The following is a 23,354-nucleotide window of genomic DNA, read 5'->3' as shown; positions in this document are numbered from 1 at the left end:
CGCGTTGACGATGCGGATCACCTTCGCGCCCTGGGGCGAGACGCTCGCCGAGCTGGCCGACGCCGCCCGCCGGGCCGAGCTGGCCGGTGCCGAGGCGGTGTGGGTTCCCGAGCTGCACCGCAGTGCCACCGTCGCGGCAGCGGCCGTGGCACAGGCCACCACCACCGCCCAGGTCGGCACCGCGATCGCGCTGGCGTTCACCCGCAGCCCGATGGTGACCGCGCTGGAGGCCCTCGACCTCGACGAGCTGTCCGGCGGACGGTTCGTGCTGGGCCTGGGCACCGGCGTGCAGCGCCTCAACGAGGACTGGCACCACGCCCGCTGGGGCCGGCCGGTCACCCACCTGAGCGAGACGGTGCGCAACATCCGGCACTTCGTCGCCGGCGCCACCACCGGGGAGGAGATCGACCTGGCCGGCGACTTCGAGCCGATGCGGATCCGGGGCTACCAGCGCCCCTACCCGGTGCAGCGCAGCGAGATCCCCCTCTACCTCGCCGCGATGGGCCCGGCGATGACCCGGCTGGCCGCCCGCATCGGCGACGGCTGGATCAGCCACGAGCTGTGCTCCCCGGCGTACCTGGAGAAGCGGATCCTGCCCGAGATCGAGGCCGGCCTGGCCCAGGTCGAGGGCCGCCGCCGCGAGGACGTCGAGCTGGTGGTCTCGGCCTGCTGCTCGGTCGACGCCGACCCCGCCAAGGCGTTGGAGCGGGTCCGCGGGCACGTCGGCTTCTACGCCAGCGTCCGCACCTACGCCGACTTCTTCGCCTTCCACGGCCTGGGCGAGGCCCAGCAGTCGGTGATCGACGCGTTCCGCGCAGGCCGGGGCGCCGAGCACCTCGCCGAGGCGGTGACCCCCACCATGGTCGATGCGCTGACCCTCAACGGCGACCGGGACCGGGTCGCCGAGCAGCTCGCGGCCTACCACGGGCTCGCCGACGCGGTGAAGCTCTCCGCGCCCACCCACGGGCTGAGCCCGGCGCAGATCCGCGCCGGGCAGGACGAGGTCATCGGCCTCATCGAGACCCTCACAGGAGGTCGGCCGTGAAGCCGCTTCAGGACGTCCGCATCATCTCCCTCGAGCAGTACGGCGCCGGTCCGTTCGGCAGCGTGCACCTCGCCGACCTCGGAGCCGAGGTGATCAAGATCGAGGACCCGGGCGTCGGCGGCGACGTCGGGCGCTACGTGCCGCCGTACTTCAGCGGCGAGGACTCGCTGTTCTTCGAGACGTTCAACCGCAACAAGAAGTCGCTCTCGCTGGACATCAGGACCGCCGCCGGCCGGGAGGTCTTCGAGGACCTGGTCCGCAACGCGGACGCGGTCTACTCCAACCTGCGCGGAGACGTGCCGGAGAAGATCGGCATCACCTACGACCAGCTCAAGCACCTGAACCCGGCGATCGTGTGCTGCTCGCTGACCGGCTTCGGGATGACCGGTCCGCGCAAGCAGGAGCCCGGCTACGACTACGTGCTCCAGGGGCTGGCCGGCTGGATGGAGCTCACCGGCGAGCCGGACGGGCCGCCGACCAAGTCGGGGCTCTCGCTGGTCGACTTCTCCGGTGGCTACGTCGCCGCGCTGTCGCTGCTGGCCGGACTGCACTCCGCGCGCCGCGACGGGGTCGGGATGGACTGCGACGTCAGCCTCTACGACACGGCCATGTCGATGCTGACCTACCCGGCCACCTGGCACATGAACGCCGGCTACACGCCGCGGCGGATCAGCCACTCCGCGCACCCCTCGCTGGTGCCGTTCCAGGCCTTCGAGGCCTCCGACGGCTGGTTCATCGTGGGCTGCGCCAAGGAGAAGTTCTGGGTGCGGCTGGCCGAGGTCATCGGCCACCCCGAGTGGGCCGCCCCCGACTCCAGGTTCGCGACCTTCTCGCTGCGCCAGCAGAACCAGGACGAGCTGACCGGCCTGCTCGAGGAGATCTTCCGCGCCGAGTCCGTCGACCACTGGCTGGCACGGCTCTATCCGGCCTCGATCCCGTGCGGGCCGATCAACGACGTGGAGGCGGCGCTCAAGGAGCCGCACACGATCGAGCGCAACCTGATCGTCGAGACCGAGCACCCGCACTACGGCACCGTGCGTCAGCTCGCCTCGCCGGTCCGGGTCGGCGACGCGCCGCCCGACTACGTGCGGGCCCCACAGCGCAACGAGCACTTCGACGAGGTGCTGCGCGAGGTCGCCGGCTACGACCCGGCCCGGATCGCCGAGCTGAAGGCGGCCGGGGCCTTCGGGGCCGAGACGTGACGATCGCCCCCGCCCTGGCCGGCTGGGCGGTCGGCCCGGTCGACATCCCGGCCGAGGTCGAGCAGGCCGCCCTGCGCCACCTGCTCGACGGGCTCGGCGCCGCGGTCGCCGGCCAGCGCGCCGGCGCCGCGGCCCCGGCCGTCGCCGTCGCCACCGGCCTCGGCGGACCCCCGGAGGCGACCGTGCTCGGGGCGCGGACCCGGCTCTCGGCGCCCGCCGCCGCCCTGGCCAACGGCACCCTGGTGCACGCCCTCGACTTCGACGACACCCACGCCGCAGGGCTGGTGCACGCGACCGCGGTCGTGCTGCCGGCTGCCTTCGCGGTGGGGGAGCAGGTCCGCGCCGGCGGCCGGGAGATCCTCCAGGCGGCCGTCGTCGGCTACGAGGTCGCCTGCCGGGTCGCGGCGGCCGCGCCGAACGGCTTCCACGCCGGTGGCCTGCACGCCACCATGGTCGCCGGGGTCTTCTCCTCGGCCGCCGTCGCCGCCCGGCTGATGGGGCTCGACGCGGCGACGACCACCCACGCGCTCGGCATCGCCGGCAGCCAGGCCGGCGGCCTGCTCGCCTTCCTCGCCACCGGCGCCAGCACCAAGCAGCTGCACCCGGGCTTCGCCTCGCAGTCCGGCATCCTCGCCGCGCGCCTCGCGGCCGCCGGGGCGACCGGGCCGCACACCGTCTTCGACGGCCCGCACGGCCTCTACGACGCGCTCGCCCCCGCCGCGCTCGCCGCCGGCACGGTCGACACCGGGGTCATCCTGCGCGACCTGGGCGGCGACGCCCCGCAGGACTGGGAGACCACCCGGATCGGGATCAAGCCCTGGCCCACCTGCCAGCTCGCCCACGTCACCATGGCCGCCGCCCGGCTCGCCCTGGACCGGTCCGGCGCGGACGCCGGCGAGATCGTCGGCCTGCACGCCCGGGTGCACCCGGACTCCGCCTCCGTGGTCTGCGCGAGCGGGCGCGACCTGGCCCGTCCGGCGAGCCCGTACGCCGCCAAGTTCAGCCTGCCGTGGAGCGTCGCGGCACTGCTGCTCGACGGCCGCGTCAGCATCGAGACCTACACCGCGGCCAACCTCGAACGCCCCGAGATCGGCGCGCTGGCACAGCGGGTCACCTGGGACGTCAGCCCCACCGAGGACGTGGCCGGGGTCGCTGCCGCCGACGCCGCCGGCGACGTGGTGCTGAGCCTCGCCGACGGGCGCCGGGTCGCCGCCCACCTCGAGCGCAGCCCCGGCGGCGGCGCCCACCCCCTCTCCGAGGACGCCCTGCTCGCCAAGCTCGAGGGCAACGTCGGGGCACTCGCCGGTGAGCTCGCCGCGGCCGTGCGCGCGCTGGGCGATGCCCCCGACCTCACCGAGATCCTCACCCTGGCCGCGGCCGCCGCCGCCGAGCCGACCCCCACCCGCCAGGAGGCCCCCGCATGACCCTGTCCGCCATCAGGCCCGCCGAGTTCGCGTGGCTGCCCGAGGAGGGCTTCACCTTCTCCCTGGGGCTCAGCGAGGGAGACAGCGCCTGGACCTCGGGGCACACCTCGGCGCGCCTCGACGACGCGCTCGGCAAGATGACCGTCCAGGGCACGATGCAGCAGCAGGCGCGGATCGCCTATGCCAAGTGCCTGGAGATCCTGGCCACCGCCGGCCTCGGCCCCGAGGACGTCACCCGGGTCAGCGAGAACGTCACCGTCGCCGGCCTGCCCGCCTACGAGGACGCCGCCGGCGTACGCCGCGAGCTGCTCGGCGAGCGCCCCACCGTGCGCACCGTCGTCGTCGAGCGCCTGGTGCGTCGCGCCGCGCTGATCGAGGTCGAGCTGCACGCGGTCAAGGGCGGCGGGCGGCAGCTGCGGGTCGCCTCCGAGACGCGCGAGGCAGGCACCTGGCAGGCCTCCTCGATCACCGAGGGACAGGACGGCGTGGTCTACCTGCCGACCGTGACCCCGATCGACGCGCACGGCGACGTGGTCGCCCCCGGCGACTTCGTGGCGCAGTACCGCTACGTGCTCGAGCGGGCCGGCGCGATGCTGGAGGCCGTCGGCCTGAGCCTCGGCCACGCGGTCACCACCTACGACTACTCCACGCCGGAGACCCGGGCGGTCTACCGCGGCACCCACCGGGTCCGCAAGGAGCTGCTCGGCAACAACGAGGGCGGCGTCTACCCCGGCGCCGGTGGCATCCTGATGAGCCGGCTGCACGCGCCGGGTGCGCTGGTCGCCATCGACGTCACCGCGTCGCGGCACCCGCTCGAGATCGTCAACCCCGGCTGGAGCCGCTACGACACCCTGACCTACGCGCCCGGCGTCAAGGCCGGGCGGACCCTGTTCATGTCCGGCTTCGCGGCCCTCGACATGGAGACCCAGCAGGCCCTGCACGCCGACGACCTCGGCGCCCAGGCCGAGACGACGTACGGCGCGATCCTGCAGCTGCTCGAGCACGCCGGCCTCGGCGCCGCCGACCTGCTGGAGACCACCGAGTACTGCGTGGCCTCCGCCGTCGGCGACTACCGGGAGGTCGCCGAGGTCCGCCGGCGCCTCCTCGGCCCGCCGTGGCCGGCCTCGACCGGCGCGCTGTGCCACAGCCTGCTGCGCCCGGAGTTCCTGCTCGAGGTCTTCCCGACCGCGCTCTACCCCGAGGACCGCGCATGACGCTGCTCACCGACCAGGTCCGCGCCCTCGAGGGCCGCACCGCCGTCTACACCGCGCCCGAGCCGCTCGGCGCCGCCGCCGGGCGCTACTTCGGCCTCGCGATCGGCGACGACAACCCGCTCTACAGCGACCCGGCCTACGCCCGGTCCCAGGGGCTGAGCGGGGTGACCGCGCCGCTGACCCTGGTCTGCGAGACCAACCAGTACGCCGCGCTGCCGATGGACCACGAGGGCTACGCCGGGCACACCTGGGGCCTCGAGATCCCCGGCACCCGGCAGGTCCGCGGGGGCAACGCCTACACCTTCCACCGCCGGATCCGCCCCGACGACGTGATCACCGCGACCTGGCGGATCACCTCGGTGACCGAGAAGGTCACCGGCTCGGGCAACGAGATGCTCGTCGTCGCCTCGACCGCGGCGTACACCAACCAGGACGGCGAGCTGCTCGCCGAGAACGCCGAGACGATCATCTTCGTGGGTCTGGAGAAGCAACCATGAGCGACACCCTCCCGAGCCGGGCCGCCGACCACGCCGCGATCGCGGTGGGCGACGCCGTGCCGGTGCTCGAGCGCACCCTCGCCCTGACCGACATGGTCGCCTACGCCGGCGCCACCTGGGACTGGCACAAGCTGCACTACGACACGGCGTACGTCGCCGAGAAGGGCCTGCCTGGCCCGATCGTCGACGGCCAGGTCTACGGCGCGCTGCTGGTCGAGATGCTCCAGGACTGGCTCGGCCCGCAGTCCTTCGTGCACGAGCTCGGCTTCACGTTCCGCAACCTGGTCTTCGCCGGGGAGCGGCTGCGCTGCTCGGGCACCGTCACCGAGGTGGGCGAGGACCGGATCGTCGTGGAGATGCGGGTCGTCGTGGTGGCCGAGGACGGCACCGACGCCCGGGCGGCGGCGGCGCCGTGCCGCGCGGTGGTGCTGCTCGGCACCCCCGACGGGCCGGGGGCCCGGTGAGCACCGGTGTCGCGATCGTCGGCGCCGCGGAGTGCGACCTGGGCGTCACCGGCTCCTCGATCCTCACCCTGCAGACCCAGGCGGTCACCCGCGCGCTGGCCGACGCGGGGCTGAGCCTGGCCGACGTCGACGGCATCGCCACCAACGGCATCTCGCGGTTCTCCGCGACCCAGCTGGCCGACTACCTCGGCGTGGTGCCCACCTGGACCGACTCGACGTTCGCCGGCGGCAGCGCGTTCGAGATGTACCTCGCCCGCGCCACCCAGGCGATCCAGGCCGGGCAGGCCGACGTCGTGGTGATCTCCTTCGCCTCCAACCAGCGCTCGGCCCGCTCGCGCCGCCTCGGCGGCGTGCACGAGCCGTGGGTCCCCGAGGCGCAGTTCGAGGAGCCCTACGACATGCTCTACCCGCTGTCGTACTACGCGATGGCGGCCCAGGCCTACCTGCACCGCTACGGCGGCACCCGCGAGCAGCTCGCCGAGATCGCGATCGCGGCCCGGGAGTGGGCGCTGCTGAACCCCAAGGCGTTCCGACACGGCAAGGGCTCGCTCAGCGTCTCCGACGTCGTGGACTCCACGATGATCTCTTCGCCGCTGACCGCTGCCGACTGCTGCCTGGTCACCGACGGCGGGGGAGCGGTGGTGGTGACCTCGCTGGAGCGGGCCCGCGACCTGGCCAGGCAGCCGGTCGAGGTGCTCGGCTACGGCGAGCGCACCACGAACTCCTCGTTCACCGCGGTGGCCGACCTGGCCGTGCCGGGTGCCCGCGGCGCCGTGCGGGACGCCTACGCGCGGGCCGGGATCGGCGCCGCCGACGTGGACGTGGCCGAGGTCTACGACTCCTTCACGATCACCGCGGCCCTGAGCGTCGAGGCGCTCGGGCTCTGCGGGGAGGGCGAGGCGCTGGACTTCATCCAGGGCGGCACGATCCGCCCCGGCGGCAGCCACCCGCTGAACACCAACGGCGGCGGGCTGTCGTACTGCCACCCGGGCCAGTACGGCGTGCTGCTGCTCGTCGAGGCGGTCCGCCAGTTGCGCGGCGAGTGCGGCGCGCGTCAGGTCCCCGGGGCCGAGATCGCGGTCGCCCACGGCACCGGCGGCATCCTCTCGACGCACGCCACCGTGGTCCTGGGGGTCGACCGATGAGCGCGGAGTGGGTGCCCGGCGAGGTGCCGCCCGCCGACGAGACGAGCGCGGACTACTGGGCCGCCACCGGCGAGCACCGGCTCACCGTGCAGTCGTGCACCGGCTGCGGCGGGGTCCAGCACCCGCCGCGCGCGCTGTGCACCGGCTGCGGCTCGATGGCGCACCTGAGCCAGGTCGACGCCGCCGGCACCGGGACCGTCGACACCTTCACCGTCGTGCACCGGGCGCCACGCCCGGGGCTGACGACGCCGTACACGCTCGCGCGGGTGCGGCTGAGCGAAGGGCCGGTCGTGCTGACCCGGCTCGAGCCGGCCGTCCCGGGTGAGGCCGGCTGGCGGATCGGCGACGCGGTCACCGTCGCCTGGGTCGACCTCCCTGACGGCCGCGCCCTGCCGTACTACACCCCCGACACCACCGAGGAGCACTGATGCACTTCACGCTCGACGAGGACCAGCGCGAGTTCAAGGCGCTGCTGCGCCAGTTCGTCGACAAGGAGATCGTCCCGGTCGCCCGCGAGTGGGAGCAGGCCGGGCGCTACCCGACCGAGATCGTCGAGGGCATGAAGGAGATGGGCCTGTTCGGCATCACCGTCCCCGAGGAGTACGGCGGCCTCGACCTCGACCCGGTCGCCTTCGCGCTGGTCTTCGAGGAGATCGCGCGCGGCTGGATGGGCATCGCCGGCATCCTCGGCAGCCACTCGCTGTCCTGCCGGCTGATCTCGATGCACGGCACCGAGGAGCAGAAGCAGAAGTACCTGCCCGACCTAGCCACCGGCAAGCGCCGTACCGGCATCGGCCTCACCGAGCCCGACGCCGGCACCGACCTGCAGGGCATCCGCACCACCGCGCGCCTGGAGGGCGACCACTACGTCGTCAACGGCACCAAGATGTGGATCACCAACGCCCGCTACGCCGACCCGCTGCCGGTGCTGGTCAAGACCGACCCGAGCGCCTCGCCGGCCCACAAGGGCATGAGCGTGCTGCTGATCGAGGCCGGCACCCCCGGCTTCGAGGTCACCAAGGACATCCCCAAGCTCGGCTACAAGGGCACCGAGTCCTGCGAGATCCTGCTCGACAACGTCGAGGTGCCGGTCTCCCAGCTCGTCGGCGGCGTCGAGGGCCGCGGCATGCAGCAGGTGCTCTCCGCGCTGGAGTGGGGCCGGGTCAACATCGCGGCCCGCTCGGTCGGCATCGCCCAGCGCGCGCACGACGAGGCGCTCGCCTACGCCCAGGAGCGCAAGGCCTTCGGCAAGCCGATCTCGGACTTCCAGGCGATCCAGCTCAAGCTCGGCGAGCTCGGCACCCAGGTCCAGGCCGCCCGGCTGATGGCCTACTGGGCCGCGGACGCCGTGCGCGCGGGTCGCGCCGACGGCGCCACCGCGATGGCGAAGATCTTCTGCTCCGAGGTGGCGCTCCAGGCCGCGATCGACTCGATGAAGGTGCACGGCGGCTACGGCTACTCCACCGAGTTCGAGGTCGAGCGGCTCTACCGGGACTCGATCCTGATGAGCATCGGCGAGGGCACCAACGACATCCTGCGCACCGTCGTGGCGAAGTCGCTGATCAAGGGGGAGACCCGTGTCGGCTGAGCACCGCGACTTCCTGGCCCGCTCGGCGCTCTACGTGCCCGGCCACGCCGAGGACAAGCTGGAGCGGATCCTGGAGCGTGGCGCCGACGAGGTCATCGTCGACCTCGAGGACGCCGTCGCGCCCAAGGACAAGGACCGGGCCCGCGACCTCACCCGGATCTGGCTGCACGACCTGCCGGTGCTGCAGAACGTCGGGGTCTGGGTGCGGGTCAACCCCGGTGCGCTGCGCGAGGCGGACGTGCGGGCGATGGCGGGCGCCCCGGCGCTGACCGGGTTCCTCCTCGCCAAGACCGAGAGCGTCGAGGAGCTGGTCGACCTCGACCGGCTGCTGGCCTCGCTCGGCTCGACCGCGGGGGTGGTGCCGCTGCTGGAGAGCGCCCGGGCGGTCCTGCGCGCCGGCGAGATCGGGCTGGCACCGCGGGTACAGCGTCTCCAGGTCGGCGAGGCCGACCTGCGTGCCGACGTCGGGATCACCCCCGGACCCGATGAGCGGGAGCTGCTCTACACCCGCTCGCACGTCGTCCTGGCCTCCGCGGCTGCGGGGATCAAGCCGCCGATCGCACCGGTCTCCACGAACTTCCGCGATCTCGACGCCTTCCGGGCCTCGACGGTCGAGCTGGCCCGCCTCGGCTTCGTCGGCCGGGCGTGCATCCACCCCGGGCAGGTGGCCGTCGCCAACGAGGTCTTCACGCCGTCGGCCGAGGAGGTCGACGCGGCCTGCCGCCTGGTGGAGCGGTGGGAGCTCGCGGGCTCGGGTGGCGCGGTCGACGACGACGGCCGCTTCATCGACGAGGCCGTGGTCCGGCAGGCGCGCCTGATCCTGGCGCGGGTGCGGAGCTGACCGGCGGCGCGTCCGCGGCGTACGGCCTGCGGGCGGCTCGGGCGGTGTCGGTTTCCCCGGTCGGCCGGGGAAGCCTGATGTTGTCGGCCGAAGCTTCGCCCGACCACATCAGTAGTTGACGGCGGGCCTTACCTCAGGGGCACCACGAGGCTGCTTTTGTCCCGGGAGTACGGCGCGCGCTGCGCTGGCGCCTGCCTACGGCCACCCACGGCCGTCACGTCCGCCCGCGCCGCCGGCGACGTACGCCTGCGGGGCCCGGCGTCGGTACCAACCCATCCGACGCGGCGAATTAACACAGACGTTCCCGGAAACGCTGGACAAGCCCTCGATATCGTATATCTTCCCATGAGACGTAGATCACGCCTTGTGGTGGTGTGGTCGCCCCGAGGAGGATTAATGCGTTTTCGCAAGCTTGCCGGCCTGTCTGCCGGAGCCCTGACCCTGGGCGTGCTCTCGGTACCGGCCCTCATGGCCCCCGCCAACGCTGTCGTCACGTCGACAACGACCGCCAACTTCAGCTGTGGCACCGGCGTGCAGACCTCGACCTACAACGCGAACATCACCCTCACGCTCGCGCACAGCAACGGCGGAGCGCAGCTGAGTGCCAAGCTCAGCGACATGCCCAACGGCGCGCCGGCGCAGTTCGTGAACTTCCCGGGGGCGACGATCTCGAACAAGCTCACCGTGGCGGCCAACGAGACCGACGTCGTTCTCACCGGCTCGCACAAGGCCGACTTCATCGGCGGCACGCCGACGAAGATGCCGGAGGCCAAGGGCTCTCTCGCTTCGCGCCCGAGCAGCATCAGCATCAAGAGCTACTCCTACCAGGTCGACAAGGCGGCGGGTGGCTCGGCAGCCGCTCAGGACTGCTCGCTGACCGCTCCGGTCGAGGTCTCCTTCGCCGACGAGCTGCAGCTCGCCGACATGAACGCGGTCTGCACCATCGACATGAGCGAGAGCGGCTTCGGCGGCAAGGGCTCCTACCCGGCCAAGCTGGAGACGACCGCGACGACACCCGCGACCGGCACGGTCGGTACCGCGCTGAGCATCCCGGTCAGCACCACGCTCACCATGGGCCGTGAGTTCTCCGACTACCTGCAGACCTCGCCGGTGAAGAAGGTCACCGGCAAGGTGACGCCGGCGATCACCGTGGGCTCGGCCGCTGCCACGGGCGACGTCCAGCTCAGCACGTGGGAGCGCACCCTGGCGCCCGGGAATGCCATCGGGCAGCCCGTGCCTGGGTTCGTCACCATCAACGGCACGGGCACCGCGGCCGTCACCCCGGCTGCCGCCGGCAACCACGCCGCCAGCATGTCGGGGGCCAAGGGTTCCGCGACCCTGACGGTCACCTTCGGCGACGCGGAGATGGCTGTTCCGATCGACTGCGCGCTCACCTCCGCCCAGGCCATGGGCACCGTCCAGGTCGGACCCTCGGCAGCCTGCACCACCGCCGAGGCCAACGTGAAGTCCGCCCTGGCCAAGGTCAAGGCTGCCGAGACCAAGGTCAAGAGCACCCAGGCCGTGGTCAAGAACGCCCAGGCCAAGGTCAAGAAGGCGAACCAGGCCGTCAAGAAGGCCAAGAAGAAGGCCGCCAAGGCCAAGGCCAAGAAGCAGCTCAAGGCCGCCAAGACCGCGCTGAAGAAGGCGCAGTCCGGCGCGAAGGCCGCTTCGAAGACGCTGGCGTCGGAGAAGGCGAAGCACGCGGCCGCGGTCAAGGCGGCCAAGGCGGCCTGCTGACCCGCTGAACCACTGATCCGCTGACGGTGCCCCGGTCCTTCCTCGAAGGGCCGGGGCACCGTCTCGTCCGAGTAGCCCAGGAGGACCGTATGACCACCTCGTCGACGAACGCCGTCGTCACCGGCAGCACCAAGGGGATCGGCTTCGCGCTGTCACGCGAGCTGCTCCGCCGAGGCCACCACGTCGCCGTCTCCGGTCGCAGTCAGCAGGCCGTGGACGAGGCGGTCGGCAAGCTGCAGCCCGAGGCCGCCGGCAACGCACGGGTCATCGGCGTCCCCACCGACGTGACCGACCCCGCCGCCGTACAGGCGCTGTGGGACGCGGCGACCGCCGCGTTCGGGGCCGTCGACCTGTGGGTCAACAACGCCGGCGTCGCCTACACGATGCGCACCATCGTGGAGACCACCCCCGACGAGGTCGCGACGATGGTCGGCACCAACATGATCGGCACCATCAACGGCGCCCAGGTCGCCGTCCGCGAGATGACGGCCGCCGGCGGCGGTCGGGTCTTCAACGTCCTCGGCGGCGGCAGCGACGGCTCGCTGCGGCCCGGGATGGGTGTCTACTCCGCGACCAAGCGCGGGCTGGACATGTTCACCAAGGCCCTGGTCAAGGAGGTGCGGGGTACGACGGTGCGTGTGGGGCAGGTGCGCCCCGGCATCCTGCTCACCGACGGCTGGCTGCGCGAGGCCGCCACCAGCCCCGAGTCGGTCTCCAGCCAGCGCAAGATGCTCAACATCCTCACCGACCACGTGGACGACGTCGCGCCGTACCTGGTCGACCGGATGCTGGCCAGCACCAAGAACGGGGACGAGATCTCCTGGCTGACCACCGCCCGGATGGCCCGCAAGTTCGCCCGCGGCGCCAAGGACGACAAGCTCGCCCGCTACGGGCTCTAGCTCACGTCGACGAGGACCTTGCCGACGTTGCGCCCGCTCATCAGTCGGGCGAACGCCTCGGGCGCTCGCTCGAGCCCGGCGTAACGGTCCTCGACGCTGACCAGCTCGCCGCTCGCGAGCAGGGCGCCGACCCGCGCGGCATGCTCGGGCGCGAGGTCGGCGTGGTCGTAGACGACCATGCCGCGCACCTCCGCCCGCGCCGCCATCACCGCCCCCGCGCGGAGCCGGGTCGGCGCGCTGCCGTTGGTCTGGTCCATCAGCCCGCACAGCGACACCCGGGACCCGACGACGAGCCGCTCCATCACCACGTCGAGGGTGGCCTGGTCACCGAGGTGCAGGTAGGCGTCGATCCCGTCCGGGCAGGCGCGCGTGAGCTCGTCGTCCAGGCCCGGCCCGCGCCGGACGGCGGCGGTGTAGCCCAGGCGTGAGGTGGCGAGCTCGGCCTTCTCCGCGGAGCCGACGATGCCGACCACGCGGGCGCCCGCGAGCCGCGCCAGCGCGCCGGCGACGGCGCCGACCCCGCCGGTCGCGGAGCCGATCACGACGGTCTCGCCGGCGCGCGGGCGCAGGTGCCGCACGTGCGCGGCGTACGCGGTGAGGCCCGGCATGCCCAGCGCGCCCAGCGCGTGCGACGGCGCCACGTCGGGGGGCAGCGCCACCGGTGTCGCGGCGGTGCCGGGCACCACCGCCTCGGCGCGCCAGCCGGTCTCGGCGAGCACCAGCGCACCCAGCGCGAGCCCCGGGTGCCGCGACTCGACGACCTCACCCAGCGCGCGGCCGCCCGGGACGTCGCCCGGTCCGACCGCGGCGTCACCGAGGTGCCGGCCGCCCAGCGTCGAGCGTTGGTAGGGGTCCAGGGACAGGCACCGGACCGCGATCCGCACCTCGCCGTCGCTCAGCGGCGAGCGGGGCAGGCGCACCAGCCGGAAGTCCTCCGGCACGGGCGCGCCGTCCGGGATCCGGGCGAGCGCGACGGCAGCCACGTCGGTCTGGGACACGAGTGCTCCCTCAGGCCGTCGGCCGGCGCAGGTAGCGCCCGACCGGGTCGCCGCCGACCACGCCCGCGGCCATCACCTGGTGGCCGCGCACGAAGGTGTCGGTGACCTTGGCGGTGAGCTCGGCGCCCTCGAACGGGGTGTACTCCTGGGTCGACTCCGACTCCTCGGCGCGCACGGTCCAGGTGACGGTGGTGTCGACCAGCGCGATGTCGGCGTCCTTGCCGACGGCGAGGGCGCCCTTGGTGGCGCCGAGCCCGTAGCGGGTCGCGGGGTTGGTCGCGGTGAGCTCGGCGATCCTGCCCAGCGGCACGCCGCGCCTGGAGCCCTCCGAGACCATCCCGGCGAGCAGGTACTCCGCGCCGCCGAACCCGGACTTGGCCAGGAAGACGTCGTCGCGGGGCTCGCCGAACTTCAGCTCCTCGCGGCAGCAGGCGTGGTCGGAGACCACCCAGTCGATCTTGCCGTCGATCAGGTAGGCCCACAGCGCCTCGACGTCCTCGCGGGGGCGCAGCGGCGGGTTCACCTTGCCGCCCACCCCGTGCGCGGTGTCGCAGTCGGCGAGCAGGTGCCCCACGGTGACCTCGCGGCGGAAGTCGATGTGCGGGAACGCGTCGGCCATCAGCAGCGCGGCCTCGACGGCCTTGCGCGAGGTCAGGTGCAGCAGGTTGATCGTGGGCAGCTGGGTCTCGTGGGCCAGGTACGACGCGATCGTGACCGCCAGGCCCTCCGAGTGCGGCGGGCGGGAGGCGCTGTAGGCGGGCAGGCCGCTCAGCGTGCCGTCCTCCTCCACGAGCCGGGTGTAGGCCGTCATGATCTCGGCCGTCTCGCAGTGCAGGGACAGCGAGATCTGGTCGGCGATCTCGGGGAACTTCTCCCGCGCGGCCTGGATGCCGCGCATCACGAACTCGAAGTGCGCGTAGTCGTAGCGCTCGCCCTCGGGTGTCATCAGGAAGGAGCTCTGGTCGGTGCTGCGCCCGTGCAGCCCGTGCCCGCCGTAGAACATGAAGATCTTGAACGACGTCACGCCGTGCTCGCCGACCAGGTCGGGGATCTCCTCGATGTGCTCGCGGCTCATCGGCGCCAGGTGGTAGGCGTAGTCGACCATCGCCCGGCCCTCGGTCAGCGCGAGGACCTCGGGGAAGAAGTCGGCGTAGGCGCCGCCCTTGTTCAGGTAGTACTGCCCGGTGCGCATGTAGGTCAGCGCGGTGGTCACGCCTCCCTGGGCGCAGGCGCGGCTCTCGCTGGCCGCGTCCTCGGCGAGCGGGTTGTAGATGCCCCAGTGCTGGTGGGCGTCGACCACCCCGGGGAAGGCCACCTTGCCGCCGCCGTCCAGCACGCGGGCGGCCCGGTCCCCGGACGCCGCGGCGAGGCCGGCCTCGAGCCGGACGATCGTGCCGTCCTTGACGCCGATGTCGAGCGGCTGCGGGTCGGCCTGGCCGGGGACGACCACCGAGACGTTGGTGATGATCAGGTCGAGCTCGCTCATAGGTGCTCCTCGGGAGTGGAGAGGGTGGACAGCGGGGTCAGCAGGGCGGACAGGTCGCGCGCGGTGCGCAGGGCGAGGACGCCGCGGCGAACCGCGTCGGCCGCTTCCGGGGCGAGCCGCCCGGCGACGTTGTCGGTGAACTTGCGGGACAGCTCGTCGTCGCTCAGCGGGCGGGCCGGGCCGCCGCGGTTGGCGAACACCTCCTCGACGAGCACTTCGCCCGAGACGGTGCGCAGCGTGACCACGGCCGGGAACTGGTGCGGGTAGATCGCCGCGCACCGCTCGTCGGGGACCACGCTGACGCGCGCCATCACGGCCCGGCGGGCCGGATCCTGGGCGAGCGCGTCGGTGAAGTCGTCGAGGCCGAGGCCGAGGCCGCCGCCCCCGAACAGCCCCGCCGTCACCGCGTACGGCGCGCTGAACTGCGCCTGGTACCCGGTCTGGGGTGCGCGCTTGACCTCGATCGGCTCCCCGATGGTGCGGATCACCGAGGGGGCCACCCCGACGACGATCGACTCGACGTCCTGCGGCGCGACGCCCCGGGCCCGCAGCGCCAGACCGGCGTCGATCACCGCGTGCGTGAAGTGGTTGGCCGGGTAGGGCTTGAAGAAGATGCCCGGCACCGACCAGTCGCTGCCCAGGCCGTCGGTGACCGCGCCGGCGCGGTACTGCCCGTGCAGCCACGCCTCGAAGAAGCCGAAGCGGCCCTCGAGCACGGTCGGCGGCCCGGTGAACCCGCGGCGCACCAGCTGGGCGGCGGTGACCCCGGACTGCGCGGCCAGGCCGCAGTGCAGCCGCTTCACGGTGCCGCCGGTGCGGTTGGCCTCGATGATCCCCGAGGCCATCGAGGCGGTCAGCCCGAGCGCGTCGAGCACGCCGGCGCGGTCGGCCCCGTAGACCAGCGAGGCAGCGACCGCGGCGCCCATCGCGCCGGTGATCGAGGTGGCGTGCTGGCCGTGCTCGAAGTAGACCGAGTTGCCGAGCTCCTCGTCGTACCCGGCCATCCCGAGACGGACGGCGACCTCGAGCCCGGCCGCGATCGCCCGGACGACCTGCTCGCCGGAGGCGCCGCAGTGCTCGGCCGCCGCCAGCGCGGCGGGGACGACCCCGGCGCTCGGGTGCAGCACCGAGGGGAGATGGGTGTCGTCGTAGTCCAGGGAGTGCGCGAGCACGCCGTTGGCGAGCGCCGCCTGGGCGGCCGTGACCCGCCCGCTCAGCCCGACGGCGGTCGCCTGGGGGTGCCCGCCCTGGTCGGTGACGTGGCCGAGGATCGCGGCGCTGGTCGGCAGCCGGTGCGCGGCGACGCAGAGGCCGAGGACGTCCAGGACGCGCTGCTGCACGCTGGCCGACACGGCGTCGGGGACTCCCTGGGTGGCCGCGGTCACCGCGAAGTCGGCAACCCGCTCGCCCAGCGTCTGCGCGCTCACCGGGACACCACCGCGAGCGGCCGGGCCGGCGAGCCGGTCGCGCCGACGAGCGGCAGCGGGGAGAGCACGAAGAGGAACTCGTGGACGCCCTCGCGGGCGAGCTCCTCGAGATCCATCGTCTCGATGATGTAGATGCCGTGCTCGACCAGCAGCACGCGGTGCGCGGGCAGCAGGCCGTGCCCGGCGCCCGGCGCGAGCCGCTCGAAGGCGATGGTGTCCGCGCCGGCGGCGTGCACGCCCTGGCCGGCCAGCCAGGTCGCCCCGGCCTCGCCGACACCGGGGACGCCCGAGCGCTGCCCCATGAAGAGCTCGTGGTCCCCGGTGTCGAAGTGCTGGCCCCAGCCGCTGCGCACCAGGACCACGTCCCCGGCGCCGATCCGGCTGGCCTGCGCGGCGACGGTGGCCTCGAGGTCGGCCACGGTGATCTCCCGCCCCGCCTCGAGCCGGCCGACGCCCAGGGCGCCGGGCACGTCGAGCAGCACGCCGCGGCGCACCATCGGCTCGATCGTCTGGGCGCCGAGCCCGACGTAGCGCCCGCCCTGCAGGGCATCCCGGGCGTCCAGCCCGCCGTGCAGCCGGCCGTCCTGGGAGACGTGCACCAGCGCGTCGACGTGAGTGCCGACGTGGGTGCCCATCGAGATCATGTCGTTGGCCGCCGAGCCGCCGTCGGCGCGCACCATGTCGCCGTGCCGGCGCGGGTGCGCGTGCCAGTACGCCGGGTGGTTGGGCGACTGCGGCATCCCGACGGTGAGCGGGCGGCCGAGGTCGATCAGCCGCAGCCCGGCCGCGGCCAGGTCGAGGAGCTGGGAGGTGGTCATCGGATCGTCTCCTGGTCGCGTAGGCGGGTGAGCTCCTCGGCGCTGAGGCCCAGCTCGGTGAGGACGGCGTCGGTGTCCTCGCCGAGCGCGCGTCCGGGGAAGCGGATCTGGCCGGGGGTGCGCGACATCCGCCACATCACGTTGTGCTGCAGCACCGGGCCCAGCGCCGGGTCGTCGACCTCGGTGAGCATCCGGGTGGCGCGCACGTGCTCGTCCTCGACGACGTCGCGGGCGCTGTAGACGGGGGCGACGGCGGCGCCCGCCTCGGTGAACGCGGTGACCACCTCGTCGCGGGTGCGGGCGGCGATCCAGTCGCCGACGTAGCCGTCGAGGAGGTCGGCGTGCAGGGCGCGGGTGTGGCCGGAGGCGAACCAGGCCTCCTCGATGACCTCGGGGTGCCCGACCAGGTGCATCACCAGCTCGGCGATGGCCTGGGCGCTGGTCGACACCGCGACCCAGTGGCCGTCGCTGGTGCGGTAGGCGTTGCGGGGGGCGTTGTTGGTGGAGCGGTTGCCGTGGCGGGTGCCGACCTCGCCGGTGAGCCCGTAGACCGAGGGCCCGGGGCCGACCGCGGCCATGATCGGCTCCAGCAGGCTCAGGTCGATCACCTGGCCGAGCCCGCCGTTGTTCGCGCGCTCGAGCAGCGCCATCGAGACCGCGGAGGAGGCCGCGATGCCGGCGATCGAGTCGGCCAGGCCGAACGCCGGCAGCGTCGGCGGCCCCTGGGCGTCGCCGGTCAGGTGCGCGAACCCGCTCATCGCCTCGGCGAGCGTGCCGAAGCCCGCCCGCCCGGCGTACGGGCCGCTCTGACCGAAGCCGGTCACCCGCAGCAGCACCAGGCCGGGGTTCGCCGCGTGGAGCTCCTCGGGCCCGACCCCCCAGCGCTCGAGCGTGCCGGGCCGGAAGTTCTCCACCACCACGTCGGCGCTCGCGGCCAGCCGCAGGAACAGTGCGGCGCCCTCGGGCCGGGAGAGGCTGAGCCCGATCGCCCGCTTGTTGCGCGAGATCTCCGACCACCAGATCGGGCTGCCGTCCAGCGAGGGCCCGTGCCCGCGCATCCCGTCCCCGGCCACCGGATGCTCGATCTTGATCACCTCGGCGCCGAAGTCGCCGAGGATCTGGCAGGCCAGCGGCCCGGCCAGGATCGTCGAGGCGTCGATGACCCGGATCCCGGCGAGCGGGCCGGTGGCCGGGCCGGGCGTGGGGGAGGGCGGGGCGGGCAGGCTGCTCATCCCAAAGATCATATATGATCTAGGGATGACGGTTGAACGGTATGACCTGGTGGTCGTCGGCGCCGGCCCGGCCGGACTGTCCTGCGCGACGCGCGCCGCCCGCGGTGGCGCCCGCGTGCTGCTGCTCGAGAAGGACCGGCGCATCGGGGGCACGCTGCACCTCAGCGGCGGGCACCTCTCCGCGGGCGGGACCAGCCTGCAGCGTGCGCGTGGCATCGACGACGACCCGGCCCGGCACCTGGCCGACATCGACCGGATCAGCCGCCGTACCGGGCGTCGCGACCTGATCCGCCTGGTGACCGAGCACGCGCCCGAGGTCGTCGAGTGGCTGGTCGCGCGCGGGATGCCCTTCGACCCCGAGACGCCGCGGCTGGTCTACGGCCACGAGCCCTACGAGATCGCGCGCACCGTCTACGGCGTCGAGGGCGGGCTCTCGGTGCTGCACGTGCTCGAGGCCGAGCTCGAGGCGGTCCGGGCGTCCTACGACCTGACGCTGTGGACCCAGGCCCCGGTCACCGGGCTGGTCACCGACGGCGCGGGGCGCGTCGGCGGCGTCGAGGTCTACCGGGACGGCGCCGAGCACGAGGTCACTGCCGAGGCGGTGGTCCTGGCCACCGGCGGGTACGGCGCCGACCCCGAGCTGTTCGCCGAGCGGCACGGCGTCGCCCTGGTCACCGTCGCCTCACGCACCTCCACCGGCGACGGCATCCACCTCGGCCGCGCCGTGGGGGCCGCCCTGCAGGGAGCGGGCACCTACCTGCCGACGTTCGGCGGGATGCCCGACCCGCAGACGCCGCATCGCGCCAACTGGGCGGAGCGGGTGCTGCTCACCACCGAGCGGGCGCCGCGCGAGATCTACGTGGACCGCGCCGGGCGCCGTTGGATCGCCGAGGACGAGCCGTCGATCGACGCCAAGGAGCGGGCGCTGACCGACCTGCCGGACCAGGTCTTCTGGACCGTCTTCGACGACGACACCGTCGCCCGCTCCGGGGCCGGGCAGCCCCCGATCGTGGTGGGGTGGCAACCCGACGACCTGCGTCGGCACGCGAACGCGCGCCCCGGCGTGCACGCCGCAGACACCCTCGAGGAGCTGGCCGCGCTCGCCGGCATCGACGCCGAGGGCCTGGTGGAGTCCGTCGCGGCGTACAACCGTGCGGTGGCCACCGGCGTCGACCCCGAGCACGGGCGCACCCACCTGCCCGCCCCGATCGCCGTCGCGCCGTTCTACGCGCTGCTCAACCAGGGCATCGCCGTGGTCACCTTCGACGGTCTCGACATCGACGACACCTTCGCCGTGCGCGACCAGGCCGGGGAGGTCATCCCCGGCCTGTTCGCGATCGGTGAGGTGATCGGCGCCGGCGCCACCTGCGGCAACAGCTTCTGCTCCGGGATGCTGCTTACCCCGGCGCTGGTCTTCGGGCGGCTGCTCGGTGACCGGTGGGGCCGGTCTCAGAAGGCCGACGAGCCGGGCTTGATGACGCCGAGCGCGGCGGCGAGCAGCACCAGCGCCCAGATCCCGTAGACCCACGGCTCGCACCGGCGGATCGAGGCGCTGATCGCCCGCTCCACCTCCGGGGTGGAGCCGGAGGTGACCAGCTGTCCGAACGCCGGGCCGAAGGGCAGCAGCCGGCGCCGGATCATCACGCCGCAGAAGATGCACAGCGCGTAGGCCACCACCTTCGCGCCCAGCCACTTGGGGTTCGTGTCGACACCGAACGGGTCGGTGGCGACCATCGCGTAGAGCCCGGCCGCGCCCAGCCCGGCGCTGAGCCCGTAGCGCACCAGCAGGTCGGCGCGCTGCGAGAACCGGGCGATCGGGGTGTCCCCGCCGCGGTAGTCGATCACCGAGACCGCGAGCCAGGCCAGGGTGGCGACCCACACCAGCGCCAGCAGCCAGCCCTGCACGAAGAACTCCTCGCCGAGCGGGCCCCAGGCCATCAGCGTGATGCCGCTGGGCAGGATCAGCACCAGCGAGACCCGCGGCGCGATGTCGACGCCGTGCATGATCTTCGTCGACACCGCGCGGGCCTCCGGCCCGAGGTCGGACTTGAGGATGTAGCGGCTCGCGTAGTAGACGCCGACGTCGCCGCCGAGCCAGTACGCGAACAGCGCGATGTGCAGGAGGACCGCGAAGCTGTGTCCGTTGAACCCGTGGACGGCCTCCATCACATCCCGTCGCCGTCCCAGCGGCCGCGCGAGCGGCTGCGGACCGGCAGGCTCGAGAGGATCGGCGCCGGGATCGGGTCGCCCTTCTTCCAGGGGCGGCCCTCGGCCCAGTTGTGGCTGGAGCGCTCGTCGGCGTGCTCGGTCTCGCGCCCGCTCCAGCCCCAGTCGAGTCCGGCGGCCTCGGGGGAGTGCGCGTCACCGTGCTCGTGGGCGTCACCGTGCTCGTGGGAGTGGTCGTGGTCGTGGGAGTGCGTGTGCTCGCCGCCGCCGTGCCCGCCCTGGAGGTTGAAGGCGTCGAGCGCCTTGGCGATCGCGATGTCGGCCTTGTTGGCGCCCGAGCCGTGGTGGGCGACCGGCGCGTCGTGCTGTCCCTGGTCGCGCTGGAACTGCCATGAGGCGGTGAGCTGGCGCATGTCCTCCTCGGTGCGCCACGGCTGGGCCATCTCGTGGGTGGAGTGCGCCCACCGGGCGGCGGGGTGCGGCGCCTCGTCGAGGCCGTCGGGGCCGTAGTTCACGCCCTCGCCGCCCCAGCGGACCCACTCGTTCTGGGTGTACCAGTTGGCCAGCTCCCCGTCGGAGCGCAGCAGCCAGGTGGCGCCGCCCTCCATCGTGGTGAAGTGGCCGTGCTTGACCCGCGCGGGGCGGAAGAAGTAGGTGCCGAGGTCGAGGGTGCCGAAGTTGTACTCCATGTGGCCCTGGGTCGTGTAGGCCTCCTCGTAGCAGGGGTGGTGGGCCAGGCGGTGGTCCGACCAGCCCTCCTGCGCGTGCACCAGGCGGGTGTAGAAGCCGCTGACCGGGTCGACGTGGAGGTACTTGATGAACAGGCCGGGCATCGGCCCCGGGTTCGGCACCGCGTCCCACTTCATCGCCTCGGAGTCGATGACGATGAGGTCCTCGCGGGCGTCGGCCCAGCGGGAGGCGCCGGCCAGCGAGTCGACCGGGTCGAAGCCCGCGTCGCCGTACTCGCGGTAGTGCAGGATCTTGGTGCCCTCGGCAGCCTTGAGGTAGTCGATCGGGACGCCCTTGGGGGCGTAGACGTAGCCGCCCTTGCCGATCCGCCGCCCGCCGTAGTCGATCTCGCCCTCGAGCACGTAGTACTCGGTGTTGGCGTGGTGGATGCCGGGACCGCGGCCCCAGTCGGTGTGGAAGTCGACGCGCAGCGACGACGAGCCGTCCTCCTCGTCGACCGAGAGCCGGCGCTCGCTCGCGCGGCCCTCGCCGCCGGGCAGCTCGGCGCCGTGCCAGACGTAGTCGTCTTCCTGGATGAGCTCGACATGGGGTCGCACAGGTGCTCCTCGTTTCGGGTGGTGGGGTGGGTCGGTGGTGTGCTCAGTCGCCCGCGACGAGGCTGTCGCGCAGCTCGCGCTTGAGGACCTTGCCGCCGGCGTTGCGGGGGAGCGCCGCCAGCGCGCTCCAGTGCCGGGGCGTCTTGTAGCCGGCGAGCCGCTCGCGGCAGTGCGCCACCAGCTCCTCGCGGCAGGCGTCGTCGAGGTCGCCGCGCAGCACGACGTAGGCCGCGACCTCCTCGCCCCAGGTGCTGCTCGGGACGCCGACGACCGCGACGTCGAGGACCGCGGGGTGCTCGCGCAGGACGTCCTCGACCTCGCGCGGGTAGACGTTCAGGCCGCCGGAGATGATCAGGTCCTTGAGGCGGTCGACGATGTGCACGTAGCCGTCCTCGTCGCGGACCACCACGTCGCCACAGGTGACGAAGCCGTCCGCGGTGGTGCAGGCGGCCGTCGCCTCGGGATCGTCGTGGTAGCCGTTCATCAGGAACGGCGAGCGGCTGAAGAGCTCGCCCGGCTCCCCGGGCCCGACCGGCTCGCCCTGGGCGTCGACGACCCGGAGGTCGGTGAGGAACCAGGCGTGGCCGACCGAGCCGGGCCGGGTGTGCTGGTCGACCGGGCGCAGGTTGGTGATGATGCCCGCCTCGGTCGAGCCGTAGAGCTCGTGGATGCCGCACTGGGGGAACTGCGCCATCACCCACTGCTTCAGCGTCCACGGCAGCGCGGCCGCGTTGAAGTAGAGCGTGTCGAGCGCGCTCAGGTCGTGGCGCGCGACCGCGCCCTCGCCCAGGCCCTGCAGCATCTGCGCGTGGGTCGGGACCAGGAACGTCGACTGCACGCGGTCCCGTTCGGCCAGGGCGAGGAACTCCTCGGGATCCCACGCGCGCAGCATCGACACCGTGCCCCCGGCGAAGACCGGCGCGTAGCCGAACGCGAAGCCGGCGCCGTGGTACATCGGCGCGACGGCGGCCGACCTGCGGCCCGGGCCGAGGCCCCACTCCAGCGCGCTCAGGTAGAAGGTCAGCGCCCGGCTGCGGTGCGAGATCAGCACGCCCTTGGGGCGGCCGGTGGTGCCGGAGGTGTAGGCGATGCAGAACGGGTCCAGCTCGCCGACCGCGACCAGCGGGTCGGCGGCGCGCGCGGTGGCCAGCGCGTCCTCGTACGACGGGCCCAGCCCGGTGCCGTCGAGGCAGAGGGCGACCAGCCCGGTCTCGGCGACGGCGTCGCCGACCACGTGCGCCAGCGCGTCGTCGAGGACCACCGCGCGGGCCCCGGAGTGCTCGAGGATGAAGCGCGCCTCGGGGGCGGTCAGCCGCGGGTTGAGCGGCACCATCACCAGCCCGGCCTTGGCGATCCCGGCCGCCAGCTCGGGGTACTCCAGGCGGTTGCCGAGCAGTACGGCGACGCGCTCGCCGGGCGCGAGCCCGCGGGCGAGCAGCGCCTGGGCGAGCCGGCTGGAGCGCTCGCCGAGGGCCGCGAAGCTCAGGGTGCGGTCGCCGTCGATCACGGCGGTGGCGTGCGGCGTGGCGCGAGCGAACTCGCGCACGCCGGCGGCGATCGACAGACCGGCGCCACCGGGTTGGATCGGCATGCCGGCTCCCTTCACGATCAGGTGTTTCCTACACAATATACGATATTGAATCGGTGTCGAGAGGGTCTGACCACGGCCGATCGGCCCAGGGTCCCCTTTTCCACGGGGTCCAAGGTCCCGTGCGGTGGGGCCCAATCGCAGGTCCCTACGCGGCGCCGAAAGGGGAAGGTTCTCTCGGCGGTCGTCTCCTTTCCTGGAGGACGCCGTGGCCCGGCGCCACGACCCGCCACCCTCACCCCCCGAGAAGGAGCCGTCCTCGTGCGCCATGGAGAACCCCGCCCCGCCGCGTCGGCC

The 23,354-nt window shown here is 73.3% G+C and carries 21 protein-coding genes; 13 read left to right on the top strand and 8 right to left on the bottom strand.

The genetic code is table 11. From position 1 onward, the window contains the following. The first annotated feature begins 10 nt into the window (after positions 1–10). The 12 genes from AC6EI4_RS01230 to AC6EI4_RS01175 all read left to right on the top strand — a co-directional run bounded on the left by AC6EI4_RS01230 (position 11) and on the right by AC6EI4_RS01175 (position 12,056). Positions 11–1,045, top strand: a complete 1,035-nt coding sequence (locus AC6EI4_RS01230) for an LLM class flavin-dependent oxidoreductase (protein ID WP_498450318.1) — start codon at positions 11–13, stop codon at positions 1,043–1,045. Continuing rightward, positions 1,042–2,247, top strand: coding sequence for a CaiB/BaiF CoA transferase family protein (locus tag AC6EI4_RS01225; protein WP_498420483.1), 1,206 nt, complete (start codon positions 1,042–1,044; stop codon positions 2,245–2,247). Before AC6EI4_RS01230 ends, AC6EI4_RS01225 begins: the two co-directional genes overlap by 4 nt. Next, positions 2,244–3,671 carry an MmgE/PrpD family protein gene (locus AC6EI4_RS01220; protein ID WP_498450317.1) on the top strand — a complete coding sequence of 476 codons (1,428 nt, stop codon included), beginning with the start codon at positions 2,244–2,246 and terminating at the stop codon, positions 3,669–3,671. Before AC6EI4_RS01225 ends, AC6EI4_RS01220 begins: the two co-directional genes overlap by 4 nt. After that, the gene (locus AC6EI4_RS01215) at positions 3,668–4,885 is read left to right on the top strand and encodes a Rid family hydrolase (RefSeq protein WP_498420489.1); all 1,218 of its coding nucleotides are present in this window, start codon (positions 3,668–3,670) and stop codon (positions 4,883–4,885) included. The genes AC6EI4_RS01220 and AC6EI4_RS01215 overlap by 4 nt, the downstream gene beginning before the upstream one ends. Further along, positions 4,882–5,382 carry an FAS1-like dehydratase domain-containing protein gene (locus AC6EI4_RS01210; protein ID WP_498420492.1) on the top strand — a complete coding sequence of 167 codons (501 nt, stop codon included), beginning with the start codon at positions 4,882–4,884 and terminating at the stop codon, positions 5,380–5,382. The genes AC6EI4_RS01215 and AC6EI4_RS01210 overlap by 4 nt, the downstream gene beginning before the upstream one ends. Then, positions 5,379–5,846, top strand: coding sequence for a MaoC/PaaZ C-terminal domain-containing protein (locus tag AC6EI4_RS01205; protein WP_498450316.1), 468 nt, complete (start codon positions 5,379–5,381; stop codon positions 5,844–5,846). The genes AC6EI4_RS01210 and AC6EI4_RS01205 overlap by 4 nt, the downstream gene beginning before the upstream one ends. Beyond that, positions 5,843–6,991, top strand: a complete 1,149-nt coding sequence (locus AC6EI4_RS01200; RefSeq protein ID WP_498450315.1) for an acetyl-CoA acetyltransferase — start codon at positions 5,843–5,845, stop codon at positions 6,989–6,991. Before AC6EI4_RS01205 ends, AC6EI4_RS01200 begins: the two co-directional genes overlap by 4 nt. Beyond that, positions 6,988–7,419: a Zn-ribbon domain-containing OB-fold protein gene (locus AC6EI4_RS01195; RefSeq protein WP_498450314.1), complete on the top strand. Its 432-nt coding sequence runs from the start codon at positions 6,988–6,990 to the stop codon at positions 7,417–7,419. The genes AC6EI4_RS01200 and AC6EI4_RS01195 overlap by 4 nt, the downstream gene beginning before the upstream one ends. After that, positions 7,419–8,579, top strand: a complete 1,161-nt coding sequence (locus AC6EI4_RS01190; RefSeq protein ID WP_498450313.1) for an acyl-CoA dehydrogenase family protein — start codon at positions 7,419–7,421, stop codon at positions 8,577–8,579. Before AC6EI4_RS01195 ends, AC6EI4_RS01190 begins: the two co-directional genes overlap by 1 nt. Next, a complete protein-coding gene (locus AC6EI4_RS01185; protein WP_498420504.1) occupies positions 8,569–9,420 on the top strand; it encodes an HpcH/HpaI aldolase/citrate lyase family protein in 852 nt (283 codons plus the stop codon). The genes AC6EI4_RS01190 and AC6EI4_RS01185 overlap by 11 nt, the downstream gene beginning before the upstream one ends. Positions 9,421–9,816: 396 nt before the next feature. Continuing rightward, positions 9,817–11,157 carry a hypothetical protein gene (locus tag AC6EI4_RS01180; RefSeq protein WP_498420507.1) on the top strand — a complete coding sequence of 447 codons (1,341 nt, stop codon included), beginning with the start codon at positions 9,817–9,819 and terminating at the stop codon, positions 11,155–11,157. 89 nt (positions 11,158–11,246) lie between these two features. Continuing rightward, on the top strand, positions 11,247–12,056 hold the full coding sequence (locus tag AC6EI4_RS01175) for an SDR family oxidoreductase (RefSeq protein WP_498420509.1): 810 nt from the start codon (positions 11,247–11,249) through the stop codon (positions 12,054–12,056). On the opposite strand, the gene AC6EI4_RS01170 is transcribed toward AC6EI4_RS01175, so the two are convergent. The 5 genes from AC6EI4_RS01170 to AC6EI4_RS01150 are packed head-to-tail and all read right to left on the bottom strand — an operon-like array spanning position 12,053 to position 18,017. Further along, a complete protein-coding gene (locus AC6EI4_RS01170) occupies positions 12,053–13,054 on the bottom strand; it encodes a zinc-binding dehydrogenase (protein ID WP_498450312.1) in 1,002 nt (333 codons plus the stop codon). The two genes, AC6EI4_RS01175 and AC6EI4_RS01170, sit on opposite strands and share 4 nt — an antisense overlap. A gap of 10 nt (positions 13,055–13,064) precedes the next feature. Continuing rightward, positions 13,065–14,540, bottom strand: a complete 1,476-nt coding sequence (locus AC6EI4_RS01165; protein ID WP_498420513.1) for a dihydroorotase — start codon at positions 14,538–14,540, stop codon at positions 13,065–13,067. Then, on the bottom strand, positions 14,537–15,967 hold the full coding sequence (locus AC6EI4_RS01160; RefSeq protein ID WP_498450311.1) for an MmgE/PrpD family protein: 1,431 nt from the start codon (positions 15,965–15,967) through the stop codon (positions 14,537–14,539). The genes AC6EI4_RS01165 and AC6EI4_RS01160 overlap by 4 nt, the downstream gene beginning before the upstream one ends. Further along, entirely contained in the window at positions 15,964–16,785 is an 822-nt protein-coding gene (locus AC6EI4_RS01155) for a cyclase family protein (RefSeq protein WP_498420518.1), read from the bottom strand. The genes AC6EI4_RS01160 and AC6EI4_RS01155 overlap by 4 nt, the downstream gene beginning before the upstream one ends. Continuing rightward, entirely contained in the window at positions 16,782–18,017 is a 1,236-nt protein-coding gene (locus tag AC6EI4_RS01150) for a CaiB/BaiF CoA transferase family protein (RefSeq protein WP_498420520.1), read from the bottom strand. Before AC6EI4_RS01150 ends, AC6EI4_RS01155 begins: the two co-directional genes overlap by 4 nt. Positions 18,018–18,042: 25 nt before the next feature. Here AC6EI4_RS01150 and AC6EI4_RS01145 point away from each other — a divergent pair, with 25 nt between their 5' ends. After that, positions 18,043–19,539 (top strand): FAD-dependent oxidoreductase, encoded by a 1,497-nt coding sequence (locus tag AC6EI4_RS01145; RefSeq protein ID WP_498450310.1) that lies wholly within the window; start codon positions 18,043–18,045, stop codon positions 19,537–19,539. On the opposite strand, the gene AC6EI4_RS01140 is transcribed toward AC6EI4_RS01145, so the two are convergent. The 3 genes from AC6EI4_RS01140 to AC6EI4_RS01130 are packed head-to-tail and all read right to left on the bottom strand — an operon-like array spanning position 19,467 to position 23,060. Continuing rightward, positions 19,467–20,183: a hypothetical protein gene (locus AC6EI4_RS01140; RefSeq protein ID WP_498420524.1), complete on the bottom strand. Its 717-nt coding sequence runs from the start codon at positions 20,181–20,183 to the stop codon at positions 19,467–19,469. The genes AC6EI4_RS01145 and AC6EI4_RS01140 overlap by 73 nt on opposite strands. Further along, a complete protein-coding gene (locus tag AC6EI4_RS01135) occupies positions 20,183–21,469 on the bottom strand; it encodes a DUF4437 domain-containing protein (RefSeq protein ID WP_498450309.1) in 1,287 nt (428 codons plus the stop codon). The genes AC6EI4_RS01140 and AC6EI4_RS01135 overlap by 1 nt, the downstream gene beginning before the upstream one ends. 43 nt (positions 21,470–21,512) lie before the next feature. Continuing rightward, positions 21,513–23,060, bottom strand: coding sequence for a class I adenylate-forming enzyme family protein (locus tag AC6EI4_RS01130; RefSeq protein ID WP_498450308.1), 1,548 nt, complete (start codon positions 23,058–23,060; stop codon positions 21,513–21,515). Between the last annotated feature and the right edge of the window lie 294 nt (positions 23,061–23,354).

It is taken from the genome of Nocardioides sp. Z43_10 (assembly GCF_059766615.1).
The sequence above is the reverse complement of the archived record's forward strand: the minus strand, read 5'-3'. Positions and strand labels throughout refer to the sequence as shown.